Below are 14,920 nucleotides of genomic sequence, written 5' to 3'. Positions count from 1 at the left end.
AGGCAATCCATGGGCGTGTTCAGGACCCGCTTCACCGAGACCTTCGGCATCGAACACCCGATCATGCAGGGCGGCATGCAGTGGGTCGGCCGTGCCGAGATGGCTGCGGCGGTGGCCAACGCCGGTGGCCTGGCGACGCTGTCGGCGTTGACCCAGCCGAGCCCGGAGGCACTGGCTGCGGAGATTGCCCGCTGCCGCGAGCTGACCGATCGGCCGTTCGGGGTCAACCTGACCTTGCTGCCGACGCAGAAGCCGGTGCCCTATGCCGAATATCGCGCAGCCATCATCGAGACGGGAATCCCCGTCGTCGAAACCGCCGGCAACGACCCCGGCGAGCACATCGCCGAATTCCGTCGACACGGCGTCAAGGTGATCCACAAGTGCACCGCCGTGCGCCATGCGCTCAAGGCCGAGCGACTGGGCGTGGACGCCGTCTCCATCGACGGCTTCGAGTGTGCCGGCCACCCGGGCGAGGACGACATCCCCGGCCTGGTGTTGCTGCCGGCCGCGGCCAACCGGCTACGCGTGCCGATCATCGCCTCCGGCGGTTTCGCCGATGGACGTGGCCTGGTCGCGGCGCTGGCGCTGGGCGCCGACGCGATCAACATGGGCACGCGCTTCCTGGCCACTCGCGAATGTCCGATACACCCTGCGGTGAAGGCAGCGATCCGTGCGGCCGACGAGCGTTCCACCGACCTGATCATGCGTTCCCTGCGCAATACCGCGCGGGTGGCGCGCAACGCGATCAGCCAGGAAGTACTGGCGATCGAGGCACGCGGCGGCGCCGGCTACGCCGATATCGCTGCGCTGGTCAGCGGCCAGCGCGGTCGCCAGGTGTACCGGCAGGGCGATACCGACCTGGGGATCTGGTCGGCCGGCATGGTCCAGGGCCTGATCGACGACGAACCGGCCTGCGCCGAGTTGCTCAGGGACATCGTCGAGCAGGCGCGCCAACTGGTGCGTCAACGCCTGGAGGGCATGCTCGCCGGGGTCTGATCCGCTCCGCCACGGCGGTCGCGGCAGGGAGTGCTCGCGGCGCCGTGTCTATCCACTGACGACGAAGAGACAACAACAATGAAAATTCTTCCCGTTCCGATGCTGGCCGCGGGGCTGGCGTTGCTGCCGTCGTTCGCCCAGGCGGAGTTTTTCGCCGACGGCAAGGCCGGCCTCGAACTGCGCAATTTCTATTTCAATCGCGACTATCGCCAGCCCGGCGCCAGCCAGTCCTATTCGGAGGAGTGGGCGCAGGGTTTCCTGTTGCGCTACGAGTCCGGCTACACCGAGGGGCTCTTCGGCCTGGGCGTCGATGCGCTGGGCCTGCTGGGCGTCAGGCTGGACTCCTCGCCAGAGCGATCCGGTAGTGGTCTGTTGCCGTATTCGACGAGCGACCGGCGCGCCGCCCACGACTATTCCAGCCTGGGCCTGACCGCCAAGCTACGGGTCTCGCACAGTACGCTGAAGATCGGCAGCCTGATGCCCAGGCTGCCGGTGGTGCAGTTCAACGACACGCGCCTGCACCCGCAAACCTTCCAGGGTGGACTGCTGGAAGTGAACGAGATCGACGGGCTGGCGCTGCAGTTCGGCCAGTTGCGCCAGGTCAAGCAGCGCGACTCGACCAACGCCGAAGACCTCGGCATCACCCGCGGCAACAAGCGCAACGTACTGGCGGGCCGGCACCCCGGCAGCGACCGCTTCGACTTCGCCGGCGGTACCTACCGCTGGAGCGAGCGACTGAGCAGCAGCTACCACTACGCCAACCTGGAGGATTTCTACCGCCAGCATTATCTCGGCGTGCAGCACCTCTTGCCGCTCACCGATGACCAGTCGCTGAAGTCCGACATCCGCTGGGCGCGTTCCACCGACGAGGGCGGCAGCCGCGTCGACAATCGCGCGCTGAATGCGCTGTTCACCTATCGCCTGGGTGGCCACGCCTTCGGCCTCGGCTACCAGCGCATGTCCGGCGACAGCGGCTTCGCCTACCTGGCCGGGACCGATCCGTATCTGGTCAACTTCGTGCAGATCGGCGATTTCGCCAACAAGGACGAGCGCTCCTGGCAGTTGCGCTACGACTACGACTTCGCCGCCATCGGCCTGCCCGGCCTGACATTCATGAGCCGCTACCTGCGTGGCGAACACATCGACCTTCTGGACGGCGGTGGGCGCGGCAAGGAATGGGAGCGGGACACCGATATCGCCTACCTGGTGCAATCGGGGCCGCTGAAGAACCTGGGGATCAAGTTGCGCAACGGCACCTTCCGCAGCGATTTCGGCAACGACATCGACGAGACCCGGCTGATCGTCAGCTACGCGTTGCCGCTGTGGTGAAGCGGACTTGAGTTTCCCGATGTTTCCGCGCCATTGACCCTGTAGTGGCTACAGCCTTTTCACTGGAAGCCGTCAGATCCAGACGAGAGGGTTGTGCCATGGGGTTCTTCGAACGGTTGTTGATGGGTGGGCGTCATCATGGACAGGGCGGTGGTCATCACGGCGGCGGTCATCACCGCGGTCAGGGCGGCTATCCGCCGGCGCCAGTCGCGGCGGGAATGGCCTGTCGCGCCTGCCGCACCGCGAATGCGGCGACGGCACGATTCTGCCAGGGCTGCGGCGGCGCCCTGGCGCCGCTGCGCTGTATCGCCTGCAGCGCCGATCTCGCGGCGGGCGCGAAGTTCTGCGGCGCCTGCGGTGCGCCGCAGCAGTAGCCTCAGTCGACGGCGAGGATTTCCACCGCAAGGGGGGAGTCCTTCGCCCCGGTCTCGTCGCCCGGGTGCCTGCCGATCAGGCTCTGGCCCAGTGGCGAGCGAGGCGTGATGACCAACACCTCGCGACCTTCGCAATCGATCTTCAGCCCGGCCGCCTCGGGGCCGAGGAACACTGTTCGCCGGCTGCCGTCGGCGTTCAGCAGGGTGACCAGCGCGGTGAGCTGGATGCCCTGTTCCTCGTCGAAATCGCGCAGCACCAGGTTGCGGTACAGGCCCAGCGCCTGGCGGATCTCCTCGACCCGGCGCGACTGCCCGGCGGCCAGGTAGGCCGCTTCCAGGCCGAGGGTGTCGTACTTGTTCTCGGCGACGTTCTCTTCGTGGGTTGCCGTCTCATGGGCGGTCTGCGCGGCGCGGACGGCGACTTCCAGGTCCGCGGCGAGCTTTTCCGTGATCAGGCGCAACAGCTTTTTCTTGTCCATGTCGGGTAGGCGGGGGCTGGCCGGCGAAGGCGTGCATGGTACGGGAAACACGGCGGATCGCGACAGCTCGGAGCCAGTATGAAAACTCGGAATGACGTGGCGAATAAAGGTCGTTTGTCGCTACCGGGCAAACCGACTAAAACGAGCGGAAACGAACAGCCAGGAGAACCTCACATGATCGACGGATTGCTGCGCAGTCTCGGCCTCGACCCCAATGCTTTTCGCGATGGCGAGCTTGCCGTGCATACCCCCATCGACGGCAGTCGCCTGGCTGCGGTGCGACTGGAGGGGCGCGCCGCCGTTGCCGCCAAGGTCGAGCGCGCCGAACAGGCGTTCCGCGCCTGGCGCCAGGTGCCGGCGCCGCGCCGTGGTGAACTGGTGCGGCTGTTCGGCGAGGAATTGCGTCGGCACAAGGCCGAACTCGGCGAACTGGTGTCCTGGGAGGCGGGCAAGATCACCCAGGAAGGCCTCGGCGAAGTCCAGGAAATGATCGATATCTGCGACTTCGCGGTGGGCCTCTCGCGCCAGTTGTACGGTCTTACCATCGCATCCGAGCGTCCCGGCCACCACATGCGCGAGACCTGGCACCCGCTGGGCGTGGTAGGCGTGATCAGCGCGTTCAACTTCCCAGTCGCGGTGTGGTCGTGGAATACCGCGCTGGCGCTGGTCTGCGGTAATTCCGTGGTCTGGAAGCCTTCGGAGAAGACCCCCCTCACCGCACTGGCCTGCCAGGCACTGTTCGAGCGTGCCGCGCGGGCCTTCGGCGGCGATGCGCCGGCGCACCTGAGCCAATTGCTGATCGGCGACCGCGAGGCCGGCGAAGCGCTGGTGGACGACCGTCGCGTCGCCCTGGTCAGCGCCACCGGCAGCACTCGCATGGGGCGCGAAGTGGCGCCGCGGGTGGCGGCGCGTTTCGCTCGCTGCATCCTCGAACTGGGCGGCAACAACGCGATGATCCTGGCGCCAAGCGCCGACCTCGACCTGGCGGTGCGCGGCATCCTGTTCGGCGCGGTGGGCACCGCCGGGCAGCGCTGCACCACCTTGCGCCGGTTGATTGCCCATGAGTCGGTGAAGGACGAGATAGTCGAGCGCCTCAAGGCAGCCTATTCCAGGGTCCGTATCGGTCATCCGCTGGAGGGCAACCTGGTCGGGCCGCTGATCGACGAACGCAGCTACCTGGCCATGCAGGACGCCCTGGCGCGAGCCCGCGAGCAGGGGGGGCGGGTGTTCGGCGGCGAGCGGCAATTGCAGGAGCGCTATCCGGATGCCTACTACGTGTCGCCGGCCATCGTCGAGATGCCGGGACAGACCGAAGTGGTGCGCACGGAGACCTTCGCACCGATCCTGTACGTGGTCGGCTACCGCGATTTCGACGAGGCCCTGCGCCTGAACAACGAGGTTCCCCAGGGACTGTCGTCGTGCATCTTCACCACCGACCTGCGCGAGGCGGAACTGTTCCAGGGCGCGGCGGGCAGTGACTGCGGGATCGCCAACGTCAACATCGGCACCAGCGGGGCGGAAATCGGCGGGGCGTTCGGCGGCGAGAAAGAGACCGGCGGCGGCCGCGAGTCCGGCTCGGACGCCTGGAAGGCCTACATGCGACGGCAGACCAACACCGTCAACTATTCCCGCGAGCTGCCGCTGGCACAGGGCATCACCTTCGATTGAACGGGGCGCGGCGGGCTCCCGCCGCATGGCAATGAGGCTGGCAGCGGAGTCGCGCATGGGCGGTTTGCAGCAACGGTGTCTGTGGGAAGTGGTTACGCCTCGCCTGTCCGGAGCGGCGAGCCTGAACGGCGAGCAGCGCGCCGACGTATGTGTGATCGGCGCCGGTTTCACCGGGCTTTCGGCGGCGCTCCACCTGCTGGAGGCCGGCCGTTCGGTGTGCGTGCTGGAAGCGTACGAGGTCGGCCACGGCGGGTCGGGACGTAATGTCGGATTGATCAACGCTGGCACCTGGATTCCCCCGGACGAGGTGGTCGCCACCCTCGGCGCCGAGCAGGGAGAAAAGCTCAACGCCGTGCTGGGGCGGGCGCCGGCGCTGGTGATGGAGACCATCGAACGCCTCGGCATCGATTGCCAGTTGCGCCGCGAGGGCACCCTGCACATGTCGCACAACGCCAGCGGCGTGGCCGATCTGCAACGCCGTCACGCGCAGTGGACGCGCCGCGGCGCTCCGCTGGAGTTGCTGACCGGCGCGGCTTGCCACGAGGCCTGCGGCACCCGGCGAATCAGCGCGGCGTTGCTCGACCGACGCGCCGGCACTCTCAATCCCATGGCCTATTCGCGTGGACTGGCTACCGCCGTCGTACAGCGGGGTGGGCAACTGTACCAGCGCTCGCCGGTGCTCGCCCTGGAGCGGCAGGGCGCGCTGTGGGCGGTGCGCAGCGCCGCGGGGGCAGTACTGGCGGAACAGGTGGTGATCGCCTCCAACGCCTATACCGAGGGCGAGTGGACCAACCTGAGGCGGCACTTCTTTCCCGGCTACTACTACCAGGTGGCTTCGGCGCCGCTGCACGGCGCCGCGGCCGAGCGCATCCTGCCTCACGGCCAGGGTTCCTGGGATACCAGGACGGTGCTCAGCAGCATTCGTCGCGATGCCCAGGGTCGCCTGTTGCTGGGAAGCCTCGGCAATGGCGCGAACAAGCCCGCCTGGTTCCTGCGGCAATGGGCCGATCGAATCCAGAGCCATTACTTTCCCGACCTGGGCCAGGTCAACTGGGAGTACAGCTGGACGGGTTGCATCGCCTTCACCCCCGATCATCTGATGCGCCTGTTCGAGCCTGCGGAAGGCTTGCTGGCGGTGACCGGCTACAACGGACGCGGCGTGACCACCGGTACGGTAGTGGGCAAGGCGTTCGCCGACTACTTGCTGAGCGGCGAGCGAGCGACATTGCCGTTGCCGTTCAGTGACATGAAGCCCGTCCCCGCGGCCAGGCTGCGCAGTTGCGCCTACGAGATGGGTTTTTCTCTCTATCACGCCGGTCAATGCTTGCGCGTGGTTCTCTAGGCTCGACCGAATCAAGGTGTGTTTTCAGCAAAATAATGATAGTTTGTTGTAAACACACATGAGGAGGTCGTCATGAGCGCTCTCATCAAGGAACGTCCCAGCGCCGATGCCGTCCTGGCCAAGGCCGTCCTGGCCGCGCGCGAGCAATTGGGGCTGACGCAGCTCGAACTGGCCGGCATCGTCGGCGTCGATCGCAGCGCCATCAGCCGCTGGAAGACCCAGGGCCTGCGGGTGGACAGCAAGACCGGCGAGCTGGCTCTGCTGCTGGTGCGAGTCTATCGCGCACTGTATGCCCTGTTCGGCGGGCAGCAGGAGGACATGCGCCACTTCCTGCGCACTCCCAACCATCACCTGGCGGGCGAGCCGCTGGCACTGATGGGACAGGTGCAGGGCCTGGTTCATGTGCTGGAATACCTCGATGCGATCCGCGGCAAGGTCTGATACCCGGCGCGCCTGTACGGGGGCCTACGCCTGTCACGGAAAAGGCTGGCAGCCAGAGGCGACAAGCCTGGCTGAATGGAGACTGCGGTGCCGCTACGCTGGCATCCGACACCACAGGAAGCGAGGGGCGGAAGGTGAGCGAGATCTGGCGACAGTGCAAGGGTGAGCGGCATATCCGACCGCTCCAGGGGCGCCTGGTGCGGTTGGTGGAGAGCCAGGAGCAGGTGGCGACCCTGCAATTGGTCGACACCCTGGAAGAACAGGCGTTGCTCGAGGAACTGCTCGAGTCGAGCAAGCCGCCGGTGCCGGCGGATGCCGAGCCATTGCATTACCTGTTGAAGACCCCGTTCCGTTATCCGCCCTTGCGCTGGGGGTCGCGGTTTGGCCGTCGCCACGAGCCAAGCCTGTTCTACGCCGCGTTGAAGCTGGAAACGGCCATGGCCGAAAGCGCGTATTACCGTTGCGTCCTGTGGAGTGGCATGGCGGTGCCGCCACCGAGCGGGAGGATTCTGTCCGAGCACGCTTCGTTCGAGGCGGGCTGGAAGGTGGAGCGGGGAATCCGTCTGCAGGCGCCGCCTTTCTCCGATCACGAGGCTGCGCTGACCGACATCGCCGACTACCGCGCTCCCCAGGAACTGGGAAGTGCCATGCGCAGCGCCGGGGTGCAGGCATTCGAATACCGTTCGGCGCGTTGCCCGGAGCGCGGCTGCAATGTCGCCCTGTTCACGCCCGCGGCCTTCACCGAAAAGCGTCCTCGCAACCTGACGCCCTGGCTGTGCGAAACCACGGCCGGTTACGTGGCCTTCAAGCCGGCGCATGTGCCGGGGTCGCCGAAAATCTTCTCCTGGGAGCTGTTCCTGGTGGACGGAAAGTTGCCGCATCCGGCGTGAGTGGAGGGGGGCACGGTTGCCAGCGATCCGGGGGCGCCGTCTGAAGGCCGCCACCTGCCGGTTGGGCAGGGCTGGCCTGCATGCGCCGAGGGAAAGAGTGGCTGAGGATTTCGAACGGCATTGCCCTGCAATGGGGCGGCAAGAGGCTTCGGCGAAAATTTGTGCACAAATGGAAAGCAGCTTGTCAAGGGTTGAGAGCGTTAGGCTCTAAACGCTTGATTTTTCATGTTTGAAACGTAACTTATTGAAAAATAACGATAAAAATAGTTGGTGAAAAAATCGTCAATCTGTCCCATAGCCCCACTCCATCGGGGGTTCGGCAGTTTTTTAGGGGCTTTTCCACTGGGTTATCCACAGGATCTGTGGATTTCCCAAGCGCTTGCTCGACAGCACATCGCACGCTCCAAGGCAAGCCCTGTAGCCGCGACAAAAATGCCGTGGAGGCAGAAATGTCCTGGCGGCGAAGGGCGCAGGGCGATGGCTTCCGTTATGGAAGTATCTGAAATGTCCTGCGCATGGGGTACGCACAGCTCGGAAGCGGAGTGCTCGTTCGGCGCGGCGCTATTCGCTCGACGGTCTTTTCCCAAGAACCTAGAATCCGCTGCACGCGCGCCTGCCAGGCGGGTGTTGCGTCGTTTTCCGCTGGAGTGCCCCATGCCCGTCGATCTACCGAACCTGTTGCTTGGCCTGCTGGCTGCCGCGATTCCCCTGGCCGGCCTGGCATGGCAGCTACAGAGAAGGGCCAGCCTGGCGGAGCGCGAGATGGCGTTGCTCGGCGAGCGACTGGCGACCGCGCAACTGGCCCAGGACGGGCTGAATGCGCAGTTGGAGACCAGTAGGGAGGCTTACCAGCAACTCGGCGAGCGCCATGCCAGGCTCTCCGGCGAGGTCGCCGCGCTGCGTCGGGAAGCCGAGTTGATGGGGGAGGAGCGGCAACGGGCGTCCCAGGCGGAGGCACGTTGGGCCAGCGAGCGCCAGGGCCGGGAAGAGGAATTGCGTCGCCTGGCTTCCGAACGGGCTGCGCTGGCTGCGGAACTTCGCGAGCAGCAGGAAAGCCACCAGCAGCGCCTGACCGACCTGCAGTCGGCCCGCGACGAGTTGCGGGCACAGTTCGCCGAACTGGCGGGAAAGATCTTCGACGAGCGCGAACAGCGTTTCGCCGAGACCAGCCAGCAGCGCCTGGGGCAGATGCTCGATCCACTGAAGGAGCGCATCCAGGCGTTCGAGAAGCGGGTGGAGGAAAGCTACCAGCAGGAAGCGCGCGAGCGTTTCTCCCTGAGCAAGGAACTGGAGCGTCTGCAGCAGCTCAACCTGCGCCTGGGCGAGGAAGCGACCAACCTGACCCGCGCGCTCAAGGGCCAGAAGACCCAGGGCAACTGGGGCGAACTGGTGCTGGAGCGGGTGCTCGAGCATGCAGGCCTGGAAAAAGGCCGGGAATACGAGACCCAGGTCAGCCTGAAGGGTGCCGAGGGCGAACGCTTCCAGCCGGACGTGCTGATCCGCCTGCCCGGCGACAAGCAGGTGGTGGTGGATGCCAAGGTCAGTCTCACGGCCTACCAGCAGTACATCGCCGCTGACGACGATCTGCTGCGCCAGCAGGCGCTGAAGCAGCACGTAACGTCGTTGCGCAACCATGTGAAAGGCCTCTCCGGCAAGGACTATCGACGCCTGGAAGGATTGCACAGCCTCGACTTCGTCCTGCTGTTCATGCCGATCGAGGCGGCTTTCTCGACGGCCCTGCAGGCCGAGCCGAACCTGTTCCAGGACGCCTTCGCGCAGAATATCGTGATCGTCAGCCCGACCACCCTGCTGGCCACCCTGCGGGTAATCGACAGCCTCTGGCGCCAGGAGCGGCAGAACCAGAATGCGCGGGAAATCGCCGAACGTGCCGGTTCGCTGTATGACAAGTTCGTGCTCTTCGTCCAGGACCTCGATGAGGTTGGTTCGCGCCTGCAGCAACTGGACAAGGCCTATGCCGCGGCGCGCAACAAGCTCACCGAGGGACGTGGCAACCTGATCAGTCGCAGCGAGCAACTCAAGCTGCTCGGTGCCCGCGCCAGCAAGAGCCTGCCGACGGACTGGCTGGACCGGGCGCTGGTGGCGCCCGTGGAAGAGGCCGGAGAGGAGTGAGATCGGTTCGATCCCGTGCCCGGGCTTTCGAGAAAACGGAGGCTTTCCGGGAGGGGGATAAAAGAAGGGCGTCCGGAAGGACGCCCTGAAGATGATCATGGAGTAAGTCGGCTGTTCAGAGCCACGGCGCGGAGGAAAGTTCCGCGCCGTCCGTTCAGCGAGCGGGAGTGAGCGTCAGCCGCTTGTTGCCGTAAACGCGATCGAGGTTCTGTGGCTGGAACGGGAAGCTGACGTAGCGCCCCTTGAGCCAGGCGTCGATACCGTCGGCATAGTGCGGGCTGGCCGGATTGCCGGATTGGCCGCTGCTGTTCACGCCGATCATCGGTTCGCTCTGGCCGAAGTCGACGATCAGCCGCATCGCCGGGATCAGCCAAGTGTCGAAGTCCTGGCCCCAGCCGTAGGCCGATACGTCCAGCGTGGTGTGGTCGCCGCCGGCCGGATAGGGTCCGCGATCGAGATAGCCCTTGATCGCGCCGAGTCCGGCGCGCTCGCCGGCGCCCAGGTAGGGGGCCATTTTCGAGCTGTCGCTCTGCCATTCGTAGGTGTGCAGCTTGCCCCATTGCCAGGCCTTGCGCTCGCTCCCCAGTCGCTGTTCGCAGAACTCCACGGCGGCGGCGAGGCTGCGCGCGAGGATTGCCGGCTTGTCCTCCTTCTGCGGAGTGCGGGTATCGTCCCAGAACGGACTGTCGTCGCGCCCGAGCAGGTGGTCGGCTTGCGCCGAGTAGGAGAGGTTGGCGGTCTCGACGAAGGCTTTCCAGGCAGGGCCGTCCTCCGGTCCTAGCTCGTCGAGGAATATCTGCCTGGCGCTCTCGTGGAGGAAGGCGCCGTACAGCGCGGCGTCGCTGGAGCTGGCTGTCAGCTTGCCGTCGAACGCCATCAGCCGGTCGTAGGCCTCCCGCGCCCGGCTGCGTTGCGCCTCCGGCAAGGCGTCGATGGCCTGGCGCAGCGGCAGCGCCATGCCGGGATTGTCGAGCATGGCTTGCAACTTGGCGACGAACAGCGAGGTCTGGTCGTACTGCATGCGGATCATGCTCTGGGTGTCGTGGCTCTTGCTGGCACCGGCGAGCTGGGCGATGCGCTCGGCGCGCTCCGGGTAGTACCAGGAGTTGGACAACTGGGCGCCGTAGCCGGGCTGCACGGTGCGGTGGTTGGCGGTACCCAGCCAGCCCTGCTGCGGGTCCTGGTCGGACGGGTGGAGGATCGGGTCGGCATAGCCATCCCAGTCGTAGCGGCCGTCCCAGCCAGGGGAGGGCAGCAGGCCACGACCTTCCTTGCGGTTCGGATAGCGTCCGGTGACCTGCCAGCCGATGTGCTTTTCGTCGGCGAACACGATGTTCAGCGGCATCGCGCGAATCTCGCGGGTGGCGTCGAAGGCCTGCTCGATGGTCTTGGCCCGCGACAGGTCGAAGAAGCCGTCCAGGGTCTTGTCGGCTTCCTGCTGGATGCTCCGGTAGGCCAGTCCGTAGCCGCTCTTCAGCGGCAGCGGCTGGAGGATGTTCTTGCGCTCGCCCAGGGCGCTGTTGAGCAGCGGGCCATGGCGGGTTTCGTGGATGACCTCGCGGATCGGCCGCTGGCCCTTGATGAAGAAGGTTTCCTGGCGTTCGCGGGTTGGCTGCCACTTGCCGTCGGCCAGGTAATAGAGCCGGTTGCCCTGGCGTCGCAACTGTTCCAGGTAGAGATCCTGGTTGTCGCCCAGGACCATGGTCATGCCCCAGGCCAGCTTGCCGTTGAAGCCCGCCACCACGCCCGGCAGACCGGCGATGGAAACGCCCGCGGCCTGGTACTTGGGCGAGCGGATCTGCACGTAGTTCCACACCGACGGCATGCTCAGCGGCAGGTGGGTGTCGTTGGCCATCAGGCTCTTGCCGCTGCGGCTGCGTTGCGGCGCGATAGCCCAGTTGTTCGAGGCGGCGACCCCGAGCATGCTCAGCGCTGCGACCTGCCGCGCCGCGCCCTCGACGCCCGCGAGGCCGGGAACCTGCCCGTCCAGGCGCAGGCCCTTGAGCTTTTCCGCCTCGTCGAACGGCAGGTTTTCGTCGGGATAGGTCGGCGTCAGCCAGGCCAGCTTGTCGCTGCCGACCTTCTGCGCGAGCGTCAGCGAGGCGATTTCTTCCTGCAGGTTCACCGCCAGGCCGAAGTTGAGCAGGGCGAAGACCAGCGCCGAGTCCTCGGGCTTCCAGTATTCCGGACGGTAGCCGGACTGGGCCAGGTCCATCGGCAGCTTGTCGCGATAGCGATACAGGTAGGCGTTGACCCCGCGCGCGTAGACCTCGAAGAAGCGTTGCAGGCGCGGCGAGGCGTTCCTGTACTGGATCTCCGCGGCCTGGCGCAGGTTCACGGTACGCATGAAACGGTCGATCTCCAGCGCGCCGGGGCCGACCATCTCGGCCAGCCGTCCCTGGGCCAGCAGGCGCAGGCTGACCATCTGGCTCAGGCGGTCGGAGGCGTGTACGTAGCCCAGGGCGAACAGCGCGTCATGGAAGGTGCCGGTTTCGATCAGTGGCATGCCCAGCGCGTTGCGCCGGATCGATACGTTTTGCGCCAGGCCCTTGATCGGTTGTACGCCGGAGGTCGGCGGCAGGCTGTCGGCGTAGCGATCGTCGAGCCAGGACTGGCAACCGGCCAGGCCCAGGAGGGTGCCGAAGGCCGCGGCGGCGCCGCAACGGGGAAGAAAACGCATGAAGGCTGGCGAGGCCATGGGGTGGGGGCTCCTGCGGGAGTGGTCGCGTCGAGAGGCGCTACGTTAGTGAGGAGCGCAGGGCTGCGCAAGCTCCGCCTGCGGTCGTCCGCGAGGACGTCCGCAGGCCGGCTCGGGACTCGCTACTTCGGCGGATTGATGCGCTCCACCAAAGCATAGGCGCGTTGCGTCGCCGGACGCTGGCGAATGCTCTCGAACCAGCGCTGCAGGTGCGGGAAGTCGGCGAGATCCTGCTCCTGCCACTGGTGCGGGACGATCCACGGATAGATGGCCATGTCGGCGATGCTGTAGTCGTCGCCGGCGACGAAGGCGCGGTCCGCCAGGCGCTGGTCGAGAACGCCGTACAGGCGCGCGGTTTCCTTGACGTACCGGTCGATGGCGTAGGGAATCTTCTCCGGGGCGAAGCGGTTGAAATGGTGGTTCTGCCCGGCCATCGGCCCCAGCCCGCCCATCTGCCAGAACAGCCACTGCAGGGTTTCCTGGCGCGCGCGCAGGTCCTTGGCGAGGAAGCGTCCAGTCTTTTCCGCGAGATAGAGCAGGATGGCGCCGGACTCGAACAGCGACAGGGGAGCGCCGCCGTCGGCCGGTTGGCGATCGACGATGGCGGGAATCTTGTTGTTCGGCGACACCTTCAGGAAATCCGCCTGGAACTGGTCGCCCTGGCTGATGTTGATCGGATGGATGGCGTAGGGCAGGCCGGTTTCTTCCAGGAAAAGAGTAATCTTGTGGCCGTTCGGGGTGGTCCAGTAGTACAGGTCGATCATCGGTGCGTCTCCGGCTCGTCGATGGGCTACGAACGGAAGACTCTACGCCAGGAACCTAGGTTCGATGCAAACCGCTGTCGCGCATGACGCCCCGGCGGGGCTGGTGGCGCGCCAACGAAAAGGCCCGCTGCTCAGCGGGCCTTCGGATGCCGGCGCGTGCGAAGGGTCAGGCGCCGTGGCACTTCTTGAATTTCTTCTCGCTGCCGCAGGGGCAGGGATCGTTGCGGCCTACGGCCTTGAGCGGATTGCGCACCGGCTCGTGGCTGTGGTTGCAGTGCGGACCATGGACATGACCATGGCCATGATCGTGATGATGATCGTGGTCGTGGTTGCAGTTCGGGCCGTGTACGTGGGGTTCCTGACTCATGGTGGACCTATTCTGGGATGAAATCGCCGGGAATTATCTCGCCATTTCGTCTCAGGTGCACGCTGCGGCCGAACATCAGTCCGGTCTTCACTTCGCCCTGCAGGCGGTAGCGGATCGGCTCCTCGGGACGCTCGAGGAGCTTGACGATGTATTTCATGTGGCGCCAGAGATTGGTTCGCACCGGCACGTCGAATACCTCGTGGCCGTGGGCGGGAACCGTGAACCACTGCCCGGACTCGCCTTCTGCGAGCTGGATGTCGTTCAGTTGCACGGCGTACTGCAGGCCGCGTACCGGCAGGCTGAAATCGTTGGGGTTGTCGATACGGAAGCGCATCACGAACTCCTGTTCCAGCAAGCGTGCCTTGACCACTTCCACCTTCAGCAGCTTGACGTCGGGGTCTTCGAAGCTGCCGGTCATCCAGCTGCAGCCCGAGAGATTGGAGAGAACTCCCCACGCCATTATTAGGCTGATAATTCTTATCATTTGCGCCTGGTAATTCATGCTATTCCCCCCGAGACGCCCCAGTTTAACAAGCAGTGATTGTGCTGCAACTTATTGTTGTATAGAGGAAAGATGTTTCAGGTACAGGCCTGTGTCCATATGTTTCCCGTAGCGCAGTCGGGGGAGCATGGAGAAGCGGGTACGCCCGTGCAAGTCTTCCCGTCGGCTGGCGTGACCGGCTCGGCTAACCTGAACGGACCCGCCGGCCAATTTGCCGGACCCAGTCACTCCACGCGTGGCTGTCGATGGGTACAATCGTTCGACGAAACGCCAGGGCCGCCATGCCGAGCGGCCCTTCACTCGGAGAGATGCCAATGAGCCGCTTTGAAATCGCCTTTTCCGGCCAGTTGGTCGCCGGCGCCCGGCCCGAGGTGGTCAAGGCCAACCTGGCCAAGCTGTTCCAGGCCGACGCGCAGCGTATCGAACTGCTGTTCTCCGGCCGCCGGGTGGTGATCAAGAACAACCTCGATGCCGCCTCCGCGGAAAAATACCGCAGCGTGCTGGAGCGAGCGGGAGCGATCGCCGTGGTCGCCGAGATGGAGATCGAGGAGGTGGTCATGGCGCCGCCGCCTGCGCAGCAGGCCGCCGTGGAAGCCCCACAGGCCCGCGTCGCTGCGCGGGACAGCGCGCCCTCCGGACGTTTGCAGGTAGCGCCGCGGGACGGCTACATGGCGGCGTTCGCCGAGGTCGATGCGCCGGATTTCGGCCTGGCTCCGGTAGGCGCCGACCTACAGGACGCCAAGGCCGAAGCCGAGGCGCCGAAGCTCGACCTGAGCCGCTTCAGCGTCGCCCCGGTCGGTAGCGACATGGGCCAGGCACGCCCCGAGCCAGCGGCTCCGGCTCCGGACACCAGCCACCTGCGCCTGCAGGACTGAGGCGGGCAGCGGCCTGCGACAAGCGTGGGCGTGGGGCGGATAACCGCGTCGCGGGCCGTGGCATC

General features: G+C 65.8%; 14 protein-coding genes. 9 read left to right on the top strand and 5 right to left on the bottom strand.

Annotated features, from left to right (window positions below):
- The first annotated feature begins 9 nt into the window (after window positions 1–9).
- The 3 genes from ACYAF3_RS01995 to ACYAF3_RS01985 all read left to right on the top strand — a co-directional run bounded on the left by ACYAF3_RS01995 (window position 10) and on the right by ACYAF3_RS01985 (window position 2,699).
- Window positions 10–996 carry an NADH:ubiquinone reductase gene (locus tag ACYAF3_RS01995; protein WP_025270909.1) on the top strand — a complete coding sequence of 329 codons (987 nt, stop codon included), beginning with the start codon at window positions 10–12 and terminating at the stop codon, window positions 994–996.
- Between the two features lie 78 nt (window positions 997–1,074).
- Window positions 1,075–2,325 (top strand): OprD family porin, encoded by a 1,251-nt coding sequence (locus tag ACYAF3_RS01990; protein ID WP_003120635.1) that lies wholly within the window; start codon window positions 1,075–1,077, stop codon window positions 2,323–2,325.
- Window positions 2,326–2,423: 98 nt separating this feature from the next.
- Window positions 2,424–2,699 carry a zinc ribbon domain-containing protein gene (locus ACYAF3_RS01985; protein ID WP_010792073.1) on the top strand — a complete coding sequence of 92 codons (276 nt, stop codon included), beginning with the start codon at window positions 2,424–2,426 and terminating at the stop codon, window positions 2,697–2,699.
- A gap of 2 nt (window positions 2,700–2,701) precedes the next feature.
- Here the strand turns inward: ACYAF3_RS01985 and ACYAF3_RS01980 are convergent, their stop codons facing one another.
- Window positions 2,702–3,178 (bottom strand): GreA/GreB family elongation factor, encoded by a 477-nt coding sequence (locus ACYAF3_RS01980; protein ID WP_003112531.1) that lies wholly within the window; start codon window positions 3,176–3,178, stop codon window positions 2,702–2,704.
- Between the two features lie 174 nt (window positions 3,179–3,352).
- On the opposite strand from ACYAF3_RS01980, the gene amaB reads away from it, so the two are divergent.
- The 5 genes from amaB to ACYAF3_RS01955 all read left to right on the top strand — a co-directional run bounded on the left by amaB (window position 3,353) and on the right by ACYAF3_RS01955 (window position 9,649).
- Window positions 3,353–4,846: an L-piperidine-6-carboxylate dehydrogenase gene (gene amaB / locus ACYAF3_RS01975; RefSeq protein WP_003086325.1), complete on the top strand. Its 1,494-nt coding sequence runs from the start codon at window positions 3,353–3,355 to the stop codon at window positions 4,844–4,846.
- A 55-nt stretch (window positions 4,847–4,901) separates the two neighbouring features.
- The gene (gene amaA, locus ACYAF3_RS01970; protein ID WP_003163134.1) at window positions 4,902–6,188 is read left to right on the top strand and encodes an L-pipecolate oxidase; all 1,287 of its coding nucleotides are present in this window, start codon (window positions 4,902–4,904) and stop codon (window positions 6,186–6,188) included.
- A 72-nt stretch (window positions 6,189–6,260) separates the two neighbouring features.
- Window positions 6,261–6,629 carry an antitoxin Xre/MbcA/ParS toxin-binding domain-containing protein gene (locus tag ACYAF3_RS01965; protein ID WP_003086329.1) on the top strand — a complete coding sequence of 123 codons (369 nt, stop codon included), beginning with the start codon at window positions 6,261–6,263 and terminating at the stop codon, window positions 6,627–6,629.
- A gap of 134 nt (window positions 6,630–6,763) precedes the next feature.
- On the top strand, window positions 6,764–7,519 hold the full coding sequence (locus ACYAF3_RS01960) for an RES family NAD+ phosphorylase (RefSeq protein WP_003163133.1): 756 nt from the start codon (window positions 6,764–6,766) through the stop codon (window positions 7,517–7,519).
- A 768-nt stretch (window positions 7,520–8,287) separates the two neighbouring features.
- Window positions 8,288–9,649 carry a DNA recombination protein RmuC gene (locus tag ACYAF3_RS01955; protein WP_073658462.1) on the top strand — a complete coding sequence of 454 codons (1,362 nt, stop codon included), beginning with the start codon at window positions 8,288–8,290 and terminating at the stop codon, window positions 9,647–9,649.
- Between the two features lie 154 nt (window positions 9,650–9,803).
- Here the strand turns inward: ACYAF3_RS01955 and quiP are convergent, their stop codons facing one another.
- From quiP to ACYAF3_RS01935, 4 genes are all read right to left on the bottom strand, one after another.
- Entirely contained in the window at window positions 9,804–12,347 is a 2,544-nt protein-coding gene (gene quiP / locus ACYAF3_RS01950; RefSeq protein ID WP_016561630.1) for an acyl-homoserine-lactone acylase QuiP, read from the bottom strand.
- Window positions 12,348–12,469: 122 nt separating this feature from the next.
- The gene (locus tag ACYAF3_RS01945; protein ID WP_003112525.1) at window positions 12,470–13,111 is read right to left on the bottom strand and encodes a glutathione binding-like protein; all 642 of its coding nucleotides are present in this window, start codon (window positions 13,109–13,111) and stop codon (window positions 12,470–12,472) included.
- Between the two features lie 166 nt (window positions 13,112–13,277).
- Window positions 13,278–13,478, bottom strand: coding sequence for an SEC-C metal-binding domain-containing protein (locus ACYAF3_RS01940; RefSeq protein ID WP_003081984.1), 201 nt, complete (start codon window positions 13,476–13,478; stop codon window positions 13,278–13,280).
- A 7-nt stretch (window positions 13,479–13,485) separates the two neighbouring features.
- A complete protein-coding gene (locus ACYAF3_RS01935) occupies window positions 13,486–13,980 on the bottom strand; it encodes an LEA/WHy family protein (protein WP_003123186.1) in 495 nt (164 codons plus the stop codon).
- A 314-nt stretch (window positions 13,981–14,294) separates the two neighbouring features.
- Between ACYAF3_RS01935 and ACYAF3_RS01930 the strand changes: the two genes are divergently transcribed.
- Complete coding sequence (locus ACYAF3_RS01930; RefSeq protein ID WP_003123185.1) at window positions 14,295–14,855, top strand: hypothetical protein; 561 nt, start codon at window positions 14,295–14,297, stop codon at window positions 14,853–14,855.
- Window positions 14,856–14,920: the final 65 nt, after the last annotated feature.

It is taken from the genome of Pseudomonas sp. TZ252 (genome assembly GCF_056110345.1).
The sequence above is the reverse complement of the archived record's forward strand: the minus strand, read 5'-3'. Positions and strand labels throughout refer to the sequence as shown.